Source organism: Shewanella zhangzhouensis (assembly GCF_019457615.1).
GTDB lineage: Bacteria > Pseudomonadota > Gammaproteobacteria > Enterobacterales > Shewanellaceae > Shewanella > Shewanella zhangzhouensis.
Genome location: NZ_CP080414.1, coordinates 3894993 through 3912441, shown reverse-complemented (window position 1 = coordinate 3912441; position 17449 = coordinate 3894993). Strand labels below are relative to the sequence as shown.

Here is a 17449-nt window from a genome sequence, read left to right as displayed (position 1 = left end):
ATTGAGGGTACACATTGCAGTGAATGAGAGTATAATTCCCGCTCTTTGTTAGGGGGGAAGCTTCACCATGGAACATCAAGTGGCACTGGATGGGATGCCATCGCTGTTGTCTTTGTATCGCAAGATTTTTTTCGGCCGTAAGCCCGGTTGGGATCAGCAGCCGCTGCCCGTTATCCGCGTGTCTGTGCCCCAGGTGTCGCTGTCGCCAGCGGTGGTGGCCGACTATGCCAAAGTGTGTGAGTTCAACTTTGATGGCAAGACGCTGCCCCCTACCTTTTTGTACATTTTGGCGTTTCGCCTGCATGCGGTGATCTTCACCCATGAGGCCATTACTTTTCCGCTGCTGGGCATGATCCACCTGAAAAACCGCATCAGCCAGTACCGTCCGGTGTCCGTGTCTGAGCAGGTTCGCCTGGAGTGCGTGCTGGCATCCAGTGAGCAAACCGATGCCGGCCTGGAATTTGAGTTGGTCTCCAAGGTTTGGGTGGGCGATGAACTGGTGTGGGAAGCCCACTCGATTTATCTGTACCGCATTGAAAGCGCAGGTCGCCGCGCCCGTCCCCCCAAGGGCAGTGACATGGCCTGGGATAACCCCAAAACCTGGTCCCTGGACGATAAACTGGGCTGGCGCTATGCCCGCGCGTCCGGTGACTTCAACCTTATCCATTTGCATCCTTTCCTCTCCAAACGCTTTGGGTTTGAGCGGGTACTGGCCCATGGTATGTGGTCCAAGGCGCGCTGTGTTGCCGAGCTGATGGGCGAGATAGGCAACAGACCCTGCACCCTGGACGTGGCCTTTAAATTGCCGCTGTTTATGCCCGGTGAGGTGACCTTTGCCAGTGAAGCCAAAGAGGCTGGACTCAGGTTTGAACTCAGAGATCAAAAAGGGCGCAGACCCCATCTCAGCGGTGAGGTGACTTTTCACGACTGAGGTGAATGACGCGTGCGCTGCCAGAGACTGGTCAGTCTACCGTATCTTCCCCAATAAAAACGGCCGCATGTAGCGGCCGTTTTTATTGGCTTTCAGGGCACGCTGTGCCCGATTTGGTGTTTTAGGGCACGCTGTACCCCATGGAGGCCTGCCAGATGCTGAACCACTGCTGCCTGCTGAGCACTATATGGTTTGATGCCAGTGCCGACTTAATACGCTCAACATTGCCACTGCCGATAATAGGCAGTGGACGGCTCGGGTGCATCCGCACCCAGGCATATACCAGCTGACTGAGGTCGTCGGCGCCGGTTTGTTCCTGTATCTCGGTAAGTAGGGCTCGCACCCGCACCGCCCGCTCGTCTGTACCCGACATCAAGGCACCTCCCGCCAGGCATGACCAGGCCATGGGGCGAATGCCCAGGCGCTGGCATTGGTCGAGGGTACCGTCGTGCATCACCTGCATCGCCAATGGCGACAGTTCTACCTGATTGGTCGCTAACGCAAAATCGAGCCGGGACTGCACCAGCTCAAACTGGCTCGGGGTAAAGTTGGATACGCCAAAGTGGCGCACCTTCCCGGCCTTGCGCAAGGCATAAAAGGCCTCGGCCATTTCATCGGCATTCATCAGCGGATCGGGCCTGTGGATCAGCAGCAGATCCAGATAATCCGTGCCCAGATTGCGCAACGACTGTTCGGCGCTGCTGATTATGTGATCCCGGCCGGTGTCATAGTGATTCACATAGCGGTCTGGATTCCCGACAATGGCGGGCTTGATGCCGCACTTGCTGATGATTTCCATTTGCTGGCGCAGGGCAGGGGCCTCGCGCAGCACGTCGCCGAAGAGCCGTTCACATTGGTACTGGCCATAGATGTCGGCGTGGTCCATGGAGCTGACCCCGAGGGACAGATAGGTTTCAATGATTTCACGCCGCTCAGGCAAGGTGGTTTGCCAATCGGCCAGTCGCCAGAAACCGGCAATAAATTCGGACAGCTTGAGCGAAGTCGACACCATGGTTCTCCCCAAAAAAGTGCACTGAAATTGATTTGGATTCAGGAAAGATGAATTAGTCATTCCTTGAGCTTCTTTAGCCCGGACCTTTGGCATAGGCTGTGTTGAGCCAGGACCCGCCACAGGGTCTCACAATAACAATCACAAGCATACCCTACAGCGAGAACTCCACTATGTTGACTGATATGGAAATTTCCCGGCAGGCCAATGTACGCCCCATAGGCTGGATTGCCGACGACTTTGGTCTTGGTAAGCACTTATGGCGGGAGGCTGGTCATGCCATGGCCAAAATCAGCCTCGAGGCCGCCCGTGCGCCTTTGCGGGGCAAACTGGTAATAGTCACCGCCGTTACACCCACCCCCCATGGCGAAGGAAAAACCGTGACCACCATAGGGCTGACCCAGGGGCTGCATCTGCTCGGGCACAAGGCCTGTGCCTGTATTCGTCAGCCCAGCCTGGGGCCGGTCTTTGGGGTGAAAGGTGGCGCCGCCGGTGGGGGATATGCCCAGGTGGTGCCCATGGAGGTGATGAATCTGCATATGACGGGGGATATCCATGCCGTTACCAGTGCCCACAACCTGGCTGCGGCCGCCATCGATGCCCGCCTGTTCCATGAAACCCGTATGGGCCCTGAAGCCTTCAGCGCCAAAACGGGAATGCCAGCGCTGAATATCGACCCCGAGCGCATTCTGTGGCGCCGGGTAGTGGACCACAACGATCGCAGCCTGCGCCAGATTGAGCTGGGTCTTGGGGATAACAATGGCCCGGTTCATGGCGGCGGCTTTGATATCACGGCGGCCTCTGAACTCATGGCCATTCTGGCCCTGTGTGAAAACATTGCCGACATGCGCGCCCGTATCGGGCGGGTGATCCTGGCCATGGGCCGGGACGGCAAACCCATTAGCGCCGATGACCTGGGTGTAGCAGGTGCCATGACCGCCATCATGCGTGATGCCATCGAGCCGACACTGATGCAAACCCTGAGCGGGGCGCCCTGTCTGGTTCATGCGGGCCCCTTTGCCAATATTGCCCATGGCAATTCTTCCATTATCGCTGACCGGGTGGCCCTGGCACACCACGATTATGTGGTAACGGAAGGCGGCTTTGGCTCCGATATGGGTTTTGAAAAGTTCTGCAATATCAAGAGCCGCGCCTCGGGCATTGCCCCTTCCGCCGCCGTGTTGGTGGTGACCTTAAGGGCGCTCAAGGCCAACTCAGGCGTGGAAGGCGACGACAGGGCGCGTCTGGAAGCCGGCTTTGCCAACCTGCACTGGCACATGCAAAACGTAATGGGCTATGGTCTGCCACTGGTGGTGGCCATCAATCGATTCCCCGACGATGCCATGGCCGAACTGGAGTGGCTCAAAGAGCGTTGCCTTGAAGAAGGGGCCTTTGGCTGCGAAATCAGCGATGCCTTCAGTCACGGCGCCGAGGGCGCTCGTGCGTTGGCTACCGCAGTCGCCCGTGCCTGCGATGCCCCATCAAACTTTGAGCACCTCTATGACGACCAAATGGACTTTGGTGCCCGCCTGATGACGCTTGCTGAGCGCTATGGTGCCGCCGGCGTCAGCCTGTCTGAGGAGGCGCGCCGGGATCTGGCGATGATAACTGAGCTGGGGATGGACAGATTACCGCTGTGTATGGCCAAAACCCCTTTGTCCATCAGTCACGATCCTGCACTCAAGGGCGCCCCCATTGGCTTTGAACTGCCTGTGGTCGGTTTACGCTTAAGTGCAGGGGCGGGCTTTATTACCGTACTCACAGGTAAGGTGATGACCATGCCGGGGCTGGGGCTCATGCCCGGCTATTTGAATATCGACATCAACGACAAGGGTGACATAGTCGGACTTGGATGATGGTCGCGGATGAGGAACAAGAAAGGCACCCTTGGGTGCCTTTCGGTTTATTGCATTCTTAGCTCTGTTAAAAGAGTCGCTTTTGGTCAGCTGCGGTAGAAGTGCACATCCCGCTGCGGGAACGGAATGGTAATGCCTTCGGCGTCGAAGCGCTGCTTCACCGCCTTGGTCACGTCCCAATACACTTCCCAGTAGTCATCTGGTCGAACCCAGGGACGCACCACAAAGTCCACCGACGACTCGCCCAAGAGATGCAGGCGCACTGTGACGTCGGGGTCTTTCAGCACCTTGGGATGGCTTTTGACTATATCCAGCAGGATTTTTTCCGCATGCTCGACATTATCGGCATAGCTGATGCCAAAGGTCATATCGACCCGGCGATGGCGCTCGGCGGTGATGTTGTTGATGGTATCGCCCCAAATCTTATTATTTGGAATGATAAGGCGCTGATTATCGAGAGTTTTGATGGTGGTTGATACCAGGCTCATATGGCTGACCCGCCCTGTGACGCCTGCGGCGCTGATAAGATCTCCCACATCATAGGGACGGTAAATCAGGATCATCATGCCGGAGGCAAAGTTCGACAGCGTGTCCTGCAGCGCAAAACCTATGATGACACCGGCGATACCGAAACCGGCCAGCAGGGGCCCAAGCTCAAAGCCCAGTTGCGACAGGGCAATCAGTAACCCCAGGGTATATACGCCCTTGGCCGAAAGTGAGACAAAGAAATCCTGCAACAACTTGCTGAATCTGAGTTTGGAGTTACTGACTGCCTTTTTCACCACACTCTTGACCAGCTTGGCAACCAGACTGGCGACAAAGAGGATTAGCAGAAAGATAAACACCTTAAACAGCATCCGTGGGCCATTTTCTATGGCCTGCGATTCGGCGACGCTGAGCCACTTGCCAAGCAGGCTGCCCACCAGGTCGATATCCAACACATCCTGGGTAATGTCACCGGACACAGTAAAGAGCACCTGTTTCAGCGTCGTGGTATCGGCTCCCAGCTCTTCCAGCAAGCCGACCACGGTACTCAGGCTAACGCTGTTTTGCTCCAACCGGGCCTTGAGCTCACTGACCCGGGCGGTTTGCTCGGCGCTGACATCTTTACCGGCAGCACGGGCGTCATCCACCGCCTGTTTCAGTTGCTCCTGGGTGTAACTCACCAGGCTTGCCAGGCGGTCGGCCCGTTCGGCCAGGGCCTGTTTCAGCTCAGCGCGGCGCGGCTCTGTGTCCATGCCCAGCTTGCTGCCCCAATCCAGAGTTTGCAGTTCTTTTTTGAAGTTGGTGTCGCGCTCCCGCTCTCGGTTGGACAGCGCCAGCAACAGCTCGGCATCATTGGTGCCACCGAGTGCACTTTTGAGCCTCTGGATGTCTTTGCCAAGGTAGGCCTGGGTCTGCTGGATAAAGCTCAGCTGATTTTCCACCAGGGTTTGCAGGTAGGCGGTGTCTGTGTTCGGGGCTTCAATTTCGGTGTTGATAAGCTGCCTCAACTCGGCAGTTTTTTGGTTTATCCGATACTCACTGATGGCAACCAGCTCGCCTTTGGCTTGAGACAAACCCTTGAGATCCTGGGCAATCGTGTGCTCCAGCTGCTCAACATTGCTGCGAAATTCATCACTGACGGCCATTGCTGCCGTGGGACCAAGCAGGCTTATGCCCAAGAGGAGGGGGATTAACAGACGCATATTCAACATCCTGTTGCTGTAAGATGTAAGCATCATAGCCCCTGATGGCGCGGGCGTACAATCAGGGTGGTCAGTAGCGGAACTCTTATCCCAAAACTGCCAGGCTCTGGTAGAATTTGCAGCCCCGAGGTGTAGAGGACCTATCATGATCTGTAGTCATTGCCACAAAAACTTTAAAGCGACAGCCGTAAAGGCCCAGCGTGGCAAGGGATTGAACGCCCAGATCCAGTGCCCGCACTGTGATGCCTGGCTGGCACGCAGTGGTTTGCTGATCAAATTGAAATTAGTGGGATTTTATCTTGGTGTGGCGGCGCTGCTGCTGGCCTGGTTGCATGCGCCATGGCGGGGTGTCGCCGTGCTGGTGGCGTCCATGTGCCTGGCGCTGCTGCTGATATCTCACCTGATGGATCAGCTTATTGTGGTAGAGGCTCCTGAAGTGGAAGACAAGAGCCATGAGCGGCAAAAGTACCGTTAGAGCACGGTTTCCTGCGCGGCGAGTGAGGTTTCAACCCACCAGATCCCTCCGAGAATGCCGCCGATCACCAGGGCTGCAACCAAGATGAGTTTGATGTTTTCTTTGAAAAATTGACCCATAACGCATTCTCCTGATTGAGTAAGCAAGCTGGTAACTGAATAGTGGCGCCATGGTATGTCAGGCGGCTTAACACAAGATTAAGGCGAAAACCTGCACACTGCCCAAAGGATAACATTCTGTAACTTTTCTACTGCGATCACGGTTGCCAGCCCATTTGGGCTACCGTAAACTTGAGCCGCTTCACAAATCACCGGAGTAGGGTGCGTGCAATTCCCAAGGCGCAAAATTCATCGACTTATCGCTGTATGGCTTTCTGCCGTACTGGTGCTTTTGTCGTTTATTGCTGCCGCTCACGCCACCACCCACCTCGATGAAGGGGGCTACAACCACTGTACCCTCTGTTTCCATCAACACCAGCTGAACAAGCTCCTGCCCGGGGTGAGCCTGCCCAAGGTGCCCCAGCTTCAGGTGTTCGAGCAACCCCAGACCCCGCTGTTCACCTCAGTGGAGTCGGTTCGTCCACAGCCCCAGGCCCGCGGTCCACCACTCGCTCCTTAAATACATATCGCATTGAAAAATTAACTATTTCCCGATAGCGGTTTGCTGTCGGGGTCTTGCTGTATTTTTGGAGAATTTATGAACATCTTTCGTTTGTCTGTGTTGGCATCTGCCTTGATTTCTGCTGCGGCCGCCGCCGAAACCCCTACCCTGGGTAACCCTGCCATCAGTGCCGTATTGGATGGCTACTATCAGAGTGGCGATCGCGCCCTGGGTGGCCGTGAAGAAGGCTTTGGCCTGGGCGAGAGCGAACTTGCCATCAGTGCCAATATCGACGACCTCTTCTACGGCAAACTAACCACAGTGATTGAAGCACACGACGGTGAAACCGAGCTGGAGCTTGAAGAAGCATTTATCCAGACTCTGGCGTTGCCGGGGGGCTTGTCTGTGCGCGCTGGCCGTTTCCTGTCTGACGTGGGTTACCTGAACAACCAACACCTCCACAGCGATGCCTTTGCCGGTCGACCTGCGGTGTACCGCGCCTTCCTTGGCAGCCATTACTTTGATGATGGTCTGCGACTGAGCTGGGTCGCCCCCACCGACCTTTACTGGACCTTCGGCGTTGAAGGCTTCAAGGGCGACAAGATGCGCGCCGAAGATGAGCATAGCGAGCGCGAATTCGATACCGTTGGGGTATACAACGCTTTCACCAAGTTGGGCGGTGACATAGGCGACAACAGCTCCTGGCAGCTGGGACTGGCCTACATGAAAAACCAGAACGGCCGCCTGACACCCCATGAAGAAGGGGAAGAGGTTCATGCAGAAGATGAACACGCCCATGACCACAGCCATAGCGCCGCCTACACGGGCGAAAACACCTATGTGGCTGACTTTGTGTATAAATGGGCGCCAAACGGCAACTACAAGTATCAGCACCTCACCCTGAGCGGTGAGTTTTTCCGCGTGAATGATTTCAAGGCGCCTGAGCTCCATGAAGAGGAACACGAGGAAGAAGAAGGTCATGAGCATGCCCATGGCAAGGACTACCATCAGGGCTGGTACCTGAGCGGTGTGTATCAGTTCAGCCCCAGCTGGTCTGCTGGTCTGCGTTATGGCGAGCTGGATACCCAACTGGCCCACGATGACCACTTTGATGCCCAGAAGCTGAAAGAGACCGAAGTCAGCCTCAACTGGCATCACAGCCATTTCTCTACGGTACGTTTGCAGTACACCCGTCAACAGGGAACCAACTTTGACGGCATCAGCGACGATAATCTGTTCACTCTGCAATATGTTATGACTCTGGGGGCCCACGGTGCGCATCAATTCTAAGTTGCTCGGGGGCCTGCTGGCCCTCACGCTGGGCCACAGCGCCAGTGCCGTGGCCGGTTTGAATATCTTTGCCTGTGAGCCCGAATACGCGGCGCTGGCCAAAGAGCTGGCGCCGGACGCCAGTATTTACTCGGCGACCACGGCCATGCAGGATCCTCATCAGGTGCAGGCAAGACCGAGTCTGATAGCCAAGATGCGTCAGGCCGATCTGGCCCTGTGCGCCGGTGCAGACCTTGAAATTGGCTGGCTGCCAATGCTGCAGATGAAATCCGCCAATGCCAACGTGAGAGACGGCAGCGACGGCATGCTGTATGCCGCCGAGCTGATTGAGACCCTGGATAAGCTGGACAAGGTCGACCGCTCCATGGGCGATGTTCACGCCAAGGGCAACCCGCATCTGCACTTTTCGCCACGGCGCTTTTTGCAGGTGGCCGAAGCCGTTACCGCCAGGCTGAAACGCCTGGATGGGGACGACAGCGCCGCTTACGATGCTGCCTTTGCCCGCTTCAGCGAACGCTGGCAGGCCGCCATTCCGGGCTGGGAAGCTTCAGCCCAGGAGCTCGCCGGACGCAAGGTGATTGCCTATCACACCAGCTTTCGTTACCTCTTCGATTGGCTTGGCATAGAGCAGGTGGCTGATTTGGAGCCCAAACCGGGTCTGCCGCCTTCCAGTGGACACCTCGCCAGCCTGCTGGAGCGTGCCCGCAAGGGTGATGTTTCGGCGATTGTGGTGGCCTCCTATCAGGACACCCGCGGTGCCAACTGGCTTGCCGAAAAAGCCGGGCTACCTGTGCTGGTGCTGCCCATGTCTGTGGGAGGCAATGAGGAGAGTCAGGATCTGTTCAGTCTCTACGACAGCGTGATTAACCTTTTGAAAGGGGCGAACTGATCTATGTTTGACTGGGATCTGCTGGACATATTGCTGCCGGCATTGGCCGCCGGGGTGTTAGTGCTCTCTACCCATGTGCTGCTGGGGCGCCAGGTGCTTAAGCGTGGCATCATTTTTATCGATTTGGCCATTGCTCAGGTGGCGGCTCTGGGAGCCATTGTGGCTCACATGCACCCTGTGCTGGAGGACGCGCCATTTTCGGGAATCTGGATGCCGGCGCTCTTTGCCCTGGCCGGTGCGGGGGTGATTGCCTGGCTCTCGCGGCGCATGGCCGATGAACTTGAGGCCATGATTGGTTGTCTGTATGTGCTGGCGGCGGTGGGTGCCATGTTGCTGCTCGCCAATGACCCCCATGGTGCGGAGCTCCTCAAGCAGCTGATGTCCGGTCAGATCCTTTGGGTAAGCTGGGAGCAACTCTATCTGCCGGCGCTGGTCTCTGCCGGGGTGTTGGCGCTCATCATGGCGCGGCCAACCGTACTGGATGGGGCGGGTTTCTACCTGGTGTTTGCTCTGGTGATTACCCTCTCCGTTGAGCTGGTCGGTGTGTATCTGGTGTTCAGTACCCTGATTTTGCCTGCGCTGGCAGTGAATAAACTCAACTGCGCCAAAGCTTTGGGCTGGGCGTATCTGGTTGGCCTTTGCGGTTATCTTGCCGGGCTTTTGCTGTCGGCCATGTTCGACTTGCCGAGCGGCGCCATGATAGTGGCAACTCTGGCGCTATCGGCCATGGTGTTCAGGCTGGTATCAGCCAGGCGCTAACCCCTGAAAAGCCCGCCGAATGGCGGGCTTTAACTTTATGAATTTAATGATTAATTAATAAATCAGCGCACACGTGTAAACAAAATATTGTTCCAGTCATACTCTGTCGTTATACTGCGCAGGAGTTTTTACCGGGAGTATGTCGTGCTGTTAATCGTCAGATCCTTGCTGTTGGCTATATTGCTGCTGATGGCATTCATCGTGGGTTCCATTGCCTGTTTGTTGCGCCCAAGACACCGTGACAATGTACATATGTTCGCCAAGTGGTTCTCTGCCGTTGCGCCGGTATTGGGAATTAAGGTGATAGTACGTCGTCCCCAGGCCGCCAGCAGTGAGCCTTGCGTCTACCTTGCCAACCATCAAAACAATTTCGATATGTTCACCCATACCGCTGCCGTACCCAAAGGTACCGTAAGCCTTGGGAAAAAGAGCATTGCCTGGATGCCATTCTTCGGTCAGATCTACTGGCTGTCGGGCAATATCCTTATCGATCGCAAAAACCGTAACCGCGCCTTTGAGACCATGGCGAACACCGCCAGAAAAATCAAAGACAAGTGCCTGTCGGTGTGGATTTTCCCCGAAGGTACCCGCAGTCGTGGCCGTGGTCTGCTGCCGTTCAAGGCAGGGGCTTTCCATACGGCGATCGCCGCCGGTGTGCCCATGGTGCCGGTGCTGGCCTCCAATCAGTGCCATATCAAACTCAATCGCTGGAACAACGGTGTAGTGATTATCGAGCAGATGGAACCCTTTGAGACAAAGGGGCTGGACAAGAGTCAGGTTAAGGAGTTGTCTGAGCGTATCCATGCCGCCATGTCGGCCAAGCTTGAGCAGCTTAACCGCGAGGCTGCCGCCCTGATGGACCGTGCCCGTCTGGCCAACTGACGCCTTTTTTAATCTCTGTTATACTGCGCCCTGATTGCGCCTCCCGTGGTGGGCAGGCGCTTGCTTTGTTTATTGGAGTCAGCCCATGTCTATTGAGCGCCTGCTTAAGGCCCAACAGGAAGAGACCCGTGATATCGTTCAGTCGCTGCTGGATGATGGTTCCGACCCGGATGCCGAGTACATGATTGAACATCATTTTTCGAGCACCAATTTTGATCGCCTTGAAAAAGCCGCGGTAGACGCCTTCAAACTGGGCTTCGAAGTGACTGACGCCGAAGAGTTGGAACTGGATGATGGCAGTGTGATCCTCTGCTTTGACGCCATCGCCAACCATGCTCTGGACGTGGACCTGATTGACAAGGCCTGTGAACAGCTGATCAACCTCGCTGCCAAGCAGAAGGTGGATTACGACGGCTGGGGCACCTATTTTATGGGCGACGATGAAGACTTCGACGACGAAGATGACGACGAAGACTACGACAAGGATGGCTTCCCCATCGAGCGTCACTGATAACAAAAAAGCCCGTCTCACGGCGGGCTTTTTTGTGCCTGAAAATCGGCTTACTCGCTGTAGATCACTGTGCGATTACGCCCCTGCTGCTTGGCCTGATACAGCGCCTGATCGGCGTACGCAAGCCACTGGGATTCGTTGTCGACAAAATCGTCCATGCCGCAAATACCCAGGCTGATGGTGACCTGTATGCTCTTGCCGCCAAACTGGATGGCTGAGGAGGCCACTTTCTCCCGCAGGCGCTCGGTAAAGTGATACGCCTCTTCGGCGGTGGTGCCGGTGAGCACTACCGCAAACTCTTCGCCGCCGTAGCGACCGGCGCAGTCTGTTTCCCGCAGTGACTGGCTCAGCAGGTGGGCTATATGCTGGATAACCTTGTCACCGGCCACGTGGCCGTGCTCATCGTTAACCTGCTTGAAGCGGTCAATATCAAACATCACCAGACTGACAGGGTCGCTGTAGCGGTTAAAACGCTCGTATTCCCGATTCATACATTCCTGCCAGTGGCGACGGTTGTGCAACTGCGTCAGGCCGTCGGTTTGGCTCAGGTGCTCCAGGCGTTCATTGGCATTTTTCAGCTGCAGTTTATTCACCGCCACGTCTGTGACGTCGTACACAATGATGCTGATGTGGGTAATTTTCCCGGTGAGCGAAGCCAGTGGCAGCAGGGTGACGTTCTGGTACATAAACTCTGCCCGGCCGGTAATGGGGCGGTAGTTTTTAAACTGGAACACAAAAGGGCGCTGCTCCCAGCTGATAAAGGCCCGGTTCTTCAGAAGATATACAGACTCCATCTTCTTTTTCAGCCAGGCGGCCGGGAGCTCGGGAAACTCTTCGAACAGGTTTTTGCCCTTGATGGAATTGGGAGAAACGCCACTGTGGTTTTCCATAAAGCCATTCCACAGGGCAATATTGAAGTTTCTGTCCAGCACCACCAGGCCTACTTCTATGGTTTGCACCATATCGATAAGCCAGTGGAGTTCGTTCATCAGGTCTGCGTCATTGGACATCAGGGGTTTGGCCTCAATCGGTATCCAACATATAGCCGAGCTTGTAATTCAGGGTCGGCAGCGAGTCTTCGGTAAAAAGGAGCAGAAGATCGCACTCAATGTTGTGATCTTCGATGCGATAGTTGATTTCCATCGCCAGGGTGCGGTGCCATTTCTCGGCATTGTCGTGGATAAGGTCGTTGACCGTGCAATGTCGGCCCAATACCACCGGATGTGCCTGACTGAAATGCATGTCCAGCTGCTCGGCGATGCCATTCAAAAAGGCGCCAATCAGCACGTTGCCTGTGTCTATCAGGACTTCCACCTCGGTGGCCTCATCGCTGGGACCATCGAGCTTCATCAGCTTGGCCATGTCCTGAAAGCTGGAGTCATGGAACAGCAACAGGGCCTCTCCGGCCACACCTGCGCCGATAAAACCCTGGCACAGTGCGGTAACTTTGGCAGATGTTTCTGTGGCCTTGAGCGCCATGGTCAGCTCGCTCACCTCCAGCACATTGACATTGGGAATAGGCAGCACCACAAACACGTCCAGCAGTTTGGCCAGCAGGTCTGCCGCCCGGCCCATGGCGACGTTGGCGATTTCCTGGCAGGCATCGCGCATGTCGACTTTTAACAGGGGATTGTCTTCGGCTTCGTCGCCTTCGCCTTCGCCGGGCACCAGAATACCGTATTCCTGGAGTATGCCGGCTATGGCCTCGGCACTGACGGGTTTTTGGATAAAGTCGAGTGCGCCCAGTGCTTTAACACGTTCGTGAGCCTTGATTTGAATATCACCCGATACCACTATGACCAGTGCGGGCAAGTCCTGCTGCTGAATGGTTTGCAGTACCTCATAGCCGTCCATCACCGGCATGTTGAGGTCAAGAAACACCACCTCTCCCTTGCCGGCCCGGATGGCCTCTATACCTTCGGCACCATTGGTGGCAAAGGTAATGTCGACATCCCAATCTTTCGGCAGGGTGCGCGCCATCTGCTTTCTAGCCATGGCGGAGTCGTCACATATCAATACTGGAAGTGCCATGCTGGAATAAGGTCCTCGATTGTTCTTCTTATTCAAGATAACACCAATTTCTGCTGTCATCCTGCTTTGGGTCGTGGCGCCTTTCCTGGCTGGATCCCATGGTGATTCCTGAAGTTGGCATTTCCCATGGCCGAATCATACCCCGCTGTGTTTGGGGTGCAACCGGTAATAAAATCCTGATGTCAAAATACTGACGGATGTCAAAAAGTCTGACTATGTTACGTTGAATAGCCATTTATGCCAAATATGTTAACATCGCTTCTGGACAGACCAGTTAGGATGCGGCATGACTCAACCCCCAGTCAACCTGGTCATAAAGGATGGCATAGCCTTTGTGACATTAAATCGACCAGAAAAATTCAATGCGTTGAATTATGAGATGTTTTCAGAAATCTGCCGGGTGCAGAAGCAGCTCGCACGGGACAGACAGGTGCGGGTGGTGATATTGCAGGGTGCTCAGGGGCACTTCTCCTCCGGGCTCGATATCAAGAGTGTCACCAGCAAGCCGTTGCAGCCGCTGGGGCTGCTGGCCAAGTGGCTGCCCGGCAATGCCAATCTGGCGCAGCGGGTTTCCATCGGCTGGAGTCGGTTGCCGGTGCCCGTTATCGCTGCTATCGAAGGTTATTGCTATGGCGGCGGCATGCAGATTGCGCTGGGGGCCGATTTTCGCTTTGCGGCTGAAAACGCCGAGCTGTCCATTATGGAAGCCAAGTGGGGCCTGGTACCCGACATGGCAGGGCTGGTGAGCCTCAGGGGGATACTGCCCAAAGACAAGGCGCTGGAACTGTCGATGACGGCCAGAGTCATCAACGCCGGTGAGGCCGGATCTCTTGGTTTGGTGACTCGGGTCACTGCGGCGCCTGTGGACGAGGCCATCGCTTTTGCCGGGGAATTAATGACCCGCTCGCCTGATGCGCTGGCAGCCATCAAGGGCTCAATTCATCGCAGTTGGAGTGGCAGTATTCGCCGTTTGCTGGCGCGGGAGTCCTGGTATCAGGTGCGTCTGCTGCTGGGGAAAAACTTTGCCATAGCCGCCCGGCGCCAGCAGGGTAAAACCGACAGAGACTACAAACCGCGGCAAAAATTCTGGTAATCCACTCACAATCCCCGGGATTGGACTTGCGTGTACCTAACCAAAGCGCCCACAATCGGCGCTTTATTTTTTTAGATGTATTTTCAAGGAGCTGAAAGATGAAAAATCAACTGGAACGTTTGCTGTGGAGCAGCCGACTGTCGGTGATTTTTGGGGTAGTGGCCTGTATTGTGGCGGCCTTGGTGGTCTTTGTCATGGGTGCCAAGGACATGCTGCACATGTTCCATCTGCTGTGGGACTACCTGGCCAGCGGCAGCCTTGAGGTGCGTAACGACCTGGTAATGGTGGTCATTGAAATACTCGATACCTTCCTGCTGGGCGCCGTGCTTCTGATTTTTGCCTTTGGTCTTTACGAGCTCTTTATCCGTGACATCAAGCCGGCATCCGAATCGCAGGTGGGCGGTAAAATATTGATTATCAGCAGCATAGACTCGCTCAAGAGCAAGCTTGGCAAGGTCATCCTCATGATGCTGGTCATCAAGCTGTTTTCATTTTTCAGCGAGCTCAAGCCCCAGAGTGCGCTGGAGCTGCTGTATATGGCCGGTGTGGTGGTATTGGTTGCCCTGGCACTCATGCTCACCAAGGACAAGCAGGCCTGAATCAGTTAAGGGGAGCGGCCTTGACACTGGCGGCGAAGCCGCGGATGGCGCTGAGCACATCGGCCCAGGCATCGGGCTCGCTGATGTTGAGTGCCAGGGGCAACTGCCGGTAAGCCATGGCATCTTTCATGGCTGAGTTGGCCCGCCGCAGTGAAGCGGTCGCCAGGCTTGCCCTGTTACCATCCGGGGATTGAATATCCAGTACAGGCACTTCCTGAACAGCCACCAGACCCGGCAGGCGCTCGTCAAAATCAGGGGATTCGCTGTAGGGGTTGATGATCACCAGCAGATCCGGCGGTGCTACCTTGCCATCGGCCAGCAGTTGCAGCAACAGGGCGGCGCTGCGATCCATGCTCACCAGGATACGTTTGCCGGGATACGCCGCGCCTATCTGATCAAGTTGCCCCAGACTGGCCTCCACAAAGCCCAGCTGAGTGTCCACATGCTGTTGCCATTCCTGGGGGCTGAATTTGTCCATGGCCTTGTCTGCAGGGGATGAGAGCTGCTTGTCGCCAGCCTTGGCCACTTCTTCGGGGGCGGTGGCAAAACTCGGGTGGGGCGGGTTACTGGGTGGTGTCATGCTGATACTGGCCCAGCCCAGTGGGCTTAACCCATCCCTCAAAAAGGCCACCAGTCCCGGAGCATCGGCGCCAAAGCCGGTATCGGCAAAAATCAGCGCTGCCCCATGCTGGTTTTTACCTTCCCAGGGGCGAACCAACACCGGCAACTCAGTGCCTTCCACCCTGATAGCCCGCATTTGGCGGCTCTTGAGGTAGTCGTATGCCGGGTCATCGGCGGCCTGGGCAGTCGGCAATAACAGGCTTAATAACAGACTCAGGCTCAGCAAAACACTGTGGCGGAAGGTAAAGAAGGCACCCATGGCATTTTCGTCTTTCAGGCAAAGTACCTGCTGATGATAACTCACCCAGCGCCTCCCAAAGAACCCATAACAGCGTTCAGAAACCGACATTTGAGGTTTAGCCCGGCAGTAAGCATACCGGGCGCCTGTATTATTGCCCCAGAACATACACCTGTTTACCCGCTACGTGGGTCTCCAGCACCCGGGTTTGCCAGAGTTGCTCAGGCGCTATGGCAAAGATGTCCCGGTCGAGCAGAATAAAATCGGCGAAGCTGCCCGGTGTCAGGCTGCCCATTTTTTGCTCCTGAAAGGCGCCATAGGCCGCATCCCGGGTAAAGGCGCGCAGGGCCTCGGCCAGGGTCAGCTTTTCCGCCGGACGCCAGCCGCCCTCGGGCAGATTGCGTTGATCCTGGCGGGTCACGGCGGCATGGAGGCCGTGGAAGGGATTGGCCAGCTCCACCGGGAAGTCGGAGCCGCCAACGATGGGGCTGCCCATATCCACCAGGGTACGCCAGGCATAGGCGCCACGCAGACGCTGCTCACCGAGGCGATCTCCTGCCATGTTCATGTCGGAGGTGGCATGGGTGGGTTGCATGGAGGGCAACACCTTAAGCGTGGCGAAACGGGGCAAGTCCTCGGGGGCGATAATTTGGGCGTGTTCGATGCGATGACGCCCGGCCTCGCGGGTCTTGTCATCCAATTGGGCAAATTTATCCAGCACCATGCGATTGGCCCTGTCGCCAATGGCATGCACATTGGCCTGAAAGCCTGCTGCGACCGTGGCCTTTATCAGGCTACCCAGCTCGGGCTCCGGGGTCACCAGCAATCCGGTTTCACCGGGTCTGTCGCTGTAGGGGGCCAGTAGCGCCGCCCCTCGGCTGCCAAGGGCGCCATCGCTGTAAATTTTCACCGAGCGGGCTACCAGACGCTCGTCTTCATCCAGTATGGGGCCCTGCTTCAGCCAGGTATCCAGCGCAGGATCGGCAGCGGACAGCATGGCGTATATCCGCACCGGCAACCGCTGTTGTTGCTGTAATTCCTGATAATCGGCCAGCTCGGCGGCGCTGATACCTGCGTCATGGGTGGCTGTGATACCGAGGGAGAGCAGGTGGTCAAAGGCGGTGGCGAAGGCGGCCAGTCGCTCGGCTTTCGCGGGCTCAGGGATCTGGTTTTCCAGCAGCGCCATGGCGTTATCCACCAACACGCCTGTGGGCTCACCGTTTGCGTCCTTGATGATTTGACCGCCGTCCGGGTCCAGGGTGTCCCGGCCAATGCCCGCCAGGGCCAGCGCCTTGCTGTTGGCCCAACCGGCATGACCGTCCACCCGGCGCAGCCAAACGGGTCTGTCGTTTATCAGGGCATCCAGCGAGGCCCTGGTCGGATAGGCGCGGCTGTCCCAGAGTTCCTGATTCCAGCCACGACCCAATATCCAGCGCTGCTCCGGGTGCGCCCGGGCAAAGTCGCTCACCAGGCTGGCGGCAGCGGCCTCGGTGCGCGTCTCCCTCAGCTCAACCCGGCTCAGGCCCTGGCCCAGCCCCAGCACGTGGCCGTGACCGTCTATGAGCCCCGGTAACAGCGCCTTGCCGGCGCCATTGTGCACCTGGTCTGTGGTCAGCGACTGCGCCTCCTTGCCCCTTGCCAGCACCTTGCCGGTGACATCGTCATAAACGAGGGTGTCGAAGGTCACCAACTGACGTTCATCATCAAAACCGTAGCCGCGAATATTTTCCAGTTTGACCGTGGCCGCGGTAGCAGCGCCCTGACAGCAAACCAGCAGCAAGGAAGCGAGCAGGGTGCTGCGTGGCAGGTTTTTCGGGGAAGCAGAGTGCAAGGAGAGGCGAGCGACCATGTGGAATCCTTGTGCAGTGAGATGTTTAAAGTTTGTTATTTTTTAAGGTTATAGCATTGCTCCTTCGTCCGAGTCACCTCATTCATTGCATAAAAAAGGCCCGCAACTGCGGGCCTTTGAATGGGCTG

General features: G+C 56.5%; 18 protein-coding genes. 11 read left to right on the top strand and 7 right to left on the bottom strand.

Annotated elements, in window-relative coordinates; all coding sequences use genetic code 11:
- The first annotated feature begins 94 nt into the window (after window positions 1-94).
- Window positions 95-931: a MaoC family dehydratase gene (locus tag K0H63_RS17215; RefSeq protein ID WP_220067941.1), complete on the top strand. Its 837-nt coding sequence runs from the start codon at window positions 95-97 to the stop codon at window positions 929-931.
- A gap of 121 nt (window positions 932-1052) precedes the next feature.
- On the opposite strand, the gene K0H63_RS17210 is transcribed toward K0H63_RS17215, so the two are convergent.
- Complete coding sequence (locus tag K0H63_RS17210) at window positions 1053-1943, bottom strand: aldo/keto reductase (RefSeq protein WP_220065735.1); 891 nt, start codon at window positions 1941-1943, stop codon at window positions 1053-1055.
- 170 nt (window positions 1944-2113) lie between these two features.
- Here K0H63_RS17210 and K0H63_RS17205 point away from each other — a divergent pair, with 170 nt between their 5' ends.
- Window positions 2114-3796 (top strand): formate--tetrahydrofolate ligase, encoded by a 1683-nt coding sequence (locus K0H63_RS17205; protein WP_220065734.1) that lies wholly within the window; start codon window positions 2114-2116, stop codon window positions 3794-3796.
- A gap of 86 nt (window positions 3797-3882) precedes the next feature.
- Here K0H63_RS17205 and K0H63_RS17200 read toward each other — a convergent pair whose 3' ends face one another.
- The gene (locus K0H63_RS17200; RefSeq protein ID WP_258405609.1) at window positions 3883-5484 is read right to left on the bottom strand and encodes a mechanosensitive ion channel domain-containing protein; all 1602 of its coding nucleotides are present in this window, start codon (window positions 5482-5484) and stop codon (window positions 3883-3885) included.
- A gap of 145 nt (window positions 5485-5629) precedes the next feature.
- On the opposite strand from K0H63_RS17200, the gene K0H63_RS17195 reads away from it, so the two are divergent.
- Window positions 5630-5959 carry a hypothetical protein gene (locus tag K0H63_RS17195; protein ID WP_220065732.1) on the top strand — a complete coding sequence of 110 codons (330 nt, stop codon included), beginning with the start codon at window positions 5630-5632 and terminating at the stop codon, window positions 5957-5959.
- Here K0H63_RS17195 and K0H63_RS20150 read toward each other — a convergent pair.
- Complete coding sequence (locus K0H63_RS20150) at window positions 5956-6078, bottom strand: hypothetical protein (protein WP_258405419.1); 123 nt, start codon at window positions 6076-6078, stop codon at window positions 5956-5958. The two genes, K0H63_RS17195 and K0H63_RS20150, sit on opposite strands and share 4 nt — an antisense overlap.
- A 205-nt stretch (window positions 6079-6283) precedes the next feature.
- Between K0H63_RS20150 and K0H63_RS20145 the strand changes: the two genes are divergently transcribed.
- The 6 genes from K0H63_RS20145 to rraB all read left to right on the top strand — a co-directional run bounded on the left by K0H63_RS20145 (window position 6284) and on the right by rraB (window position 10890).
- Window positions 6284-6577, top strand: coding sequence for an ABC-type zinc uptake system zinc chaperone (locus K0H63_RS20145; protein WP_258405418.1), 294 nt, complete (start codon window positions 6284-6286; stop codon window positions 6575-6577).
- 78 nt (window positions 6578-6655) lie between these two features.
- Window positions 6656-7849 carry a hypothetical protein gene (locus tag K0H63_RS17185; RefSeq protein WP_220065731.1) on the top strand — a complete coding sequence of 398 codons (1194 nt, stop codon included), beginning with the start codon at window positions 6656-6658 and terminating at the stop codon, window positions 7847-7849.
- On the top strand, window positions 7833-8738 hold the full coding sequence (locus tag K0H63_RS17180; protein ID WP_220065730.1) for a metal ABC transporter solute-binding protein, Zn/Mn family: 906 nt from the start codon (window positions 7833-7835) through the stop codon (window positions 8736-8738). Before K0H63_RS17185 ends, K0H63_RS17180 begins: the two co-directional genes overlap by 17 nt.
- 3 nt (window positions 8739-8741) lie before the next feature.
- Window positions 8742-9497: a metal ABC transporter permease gene (locus tag K0H63_RS17175; protein ID WP_220065729.1), complete on the top strand. Its 756-nt coding sequence runs from the start codon at window positions 8742-8744 to the stop codon at window positions 9495-9497.
- A 144-nt stretch (window positions 9498-9641) separates the two neighbouring features.
- Window positions 9642-10379 carry a 1-acylglycerol-3-phosphate O-acyltransferase gene (locus K0H63_RS17170; RefSeq protein WP_220065728.1) on the top strand — a complete coding sequence of 246 codons (738 nt, stop codon included), beginning with the start codon at window positions 9642-9644 and terminating at the stop codon, window positions 10377-10379.
- 85 nt (window positions 10380-10464) lie between these two features.
- On the top strand, window positions 10465-10890 hold the full coding sequence (rraB, locus tag K0H63_RS17165; RefSeq protein WP_011761245.1) for a ribonuclease E inhibitor RraB: 426 nt from the start codon (window positions 10465-10467) through the stop codon (window positions 10888-10890).
- A gap of 50 nt (window positions 10891-10940) precedes the next feature.
- On the opposite strand, the gene K0H63_RS17160 is transcribed toward rraB, so the two are convergent.
- Both K0H63_RS17160 and K0H63_RS17155 read right to left on the bottom strand, forming a co-directional pair.
- Window positions 10941-11900 carry a sensor domain-containing diguanylate cyclase gene (locus K0H63_RS17160; protein WP_220065727.1) on the bottom strand — a complete coding sequence of 320 codons (960 nt, stop codon included), beginning with the start codon at window positions 11898-11900 and terminating at the stop codon, window positions 10941-10943.
- 13 nt (window positions 11901-11913) lie between these two features.
- Window positions 11914-12921, bottom strand: a complete 1008-nt coding sequence (locus K0H63_RS17155; protein WP_220065726.1) for a response regulator — start codon at window positions 12919-12921, stop codon at window positions 11914-11916.
- 286 nt (window positions 12922-13207) lie between these two features.
- Here K0H63_RS17155 and K0H63_RS17150 point away from each other — a divergent pair, with 286 nt between their 5' ends.
- Both K0H63_RS17150 and K0H63_RS17145 read left to right on the top strand, forming a co-directional pair.
- On the top strand, window positions 13208-14014 hold the full coding sequence (locus K0H63_RS17150) for a crotonase/enoyl-CoA hydratase family protein (RefSeq protein ID WP_220065725.1): 807 nt from the start codon (window positions 13208-13210) through the stop codon (window positions 14012-14014).
- A gap of 98 nt (window positions 14015-14112) precedes the next feature.
- Entirely contained in the window at window positions 14113-14613 is a 501-nt protein-coding gene (locus K0H63_RS17145) for a YqhA family protein (RefSeq protein WP_220065724.1), read from the top strand.
- A gap of 1 nt (window position 14614) precedes the next feature.
- Here the strand turns inward: K0H63_RS17145 and K0H63_RS17140 are convergent, their stop codons facing one another.
- On the bottom strand, window positions 14615-15538 hold the full coding sequence (locus K0H63_RS17140) for a DUF3530 family protein (RefSeq protein WP_220065723.1): 924 nt from the start codon (window positions 15536-15538) through the stop codon (window positions 14615-14617).
- 85 nt (window positions 15539-15623) lie between these two features.
- Window positions 15624-17321: an amidohydrolase gene (locus K0H63_RS17135; protein WP_220065722.1), complete on the bottom strand. Its 1698-nt coding sequence runs from the start codon at window positions 17319-17321 to the stop codon at window positions 15624-15626.
- Between the last annotated feature and the right edge of the window lie 128 nt (window positions 17322-17449).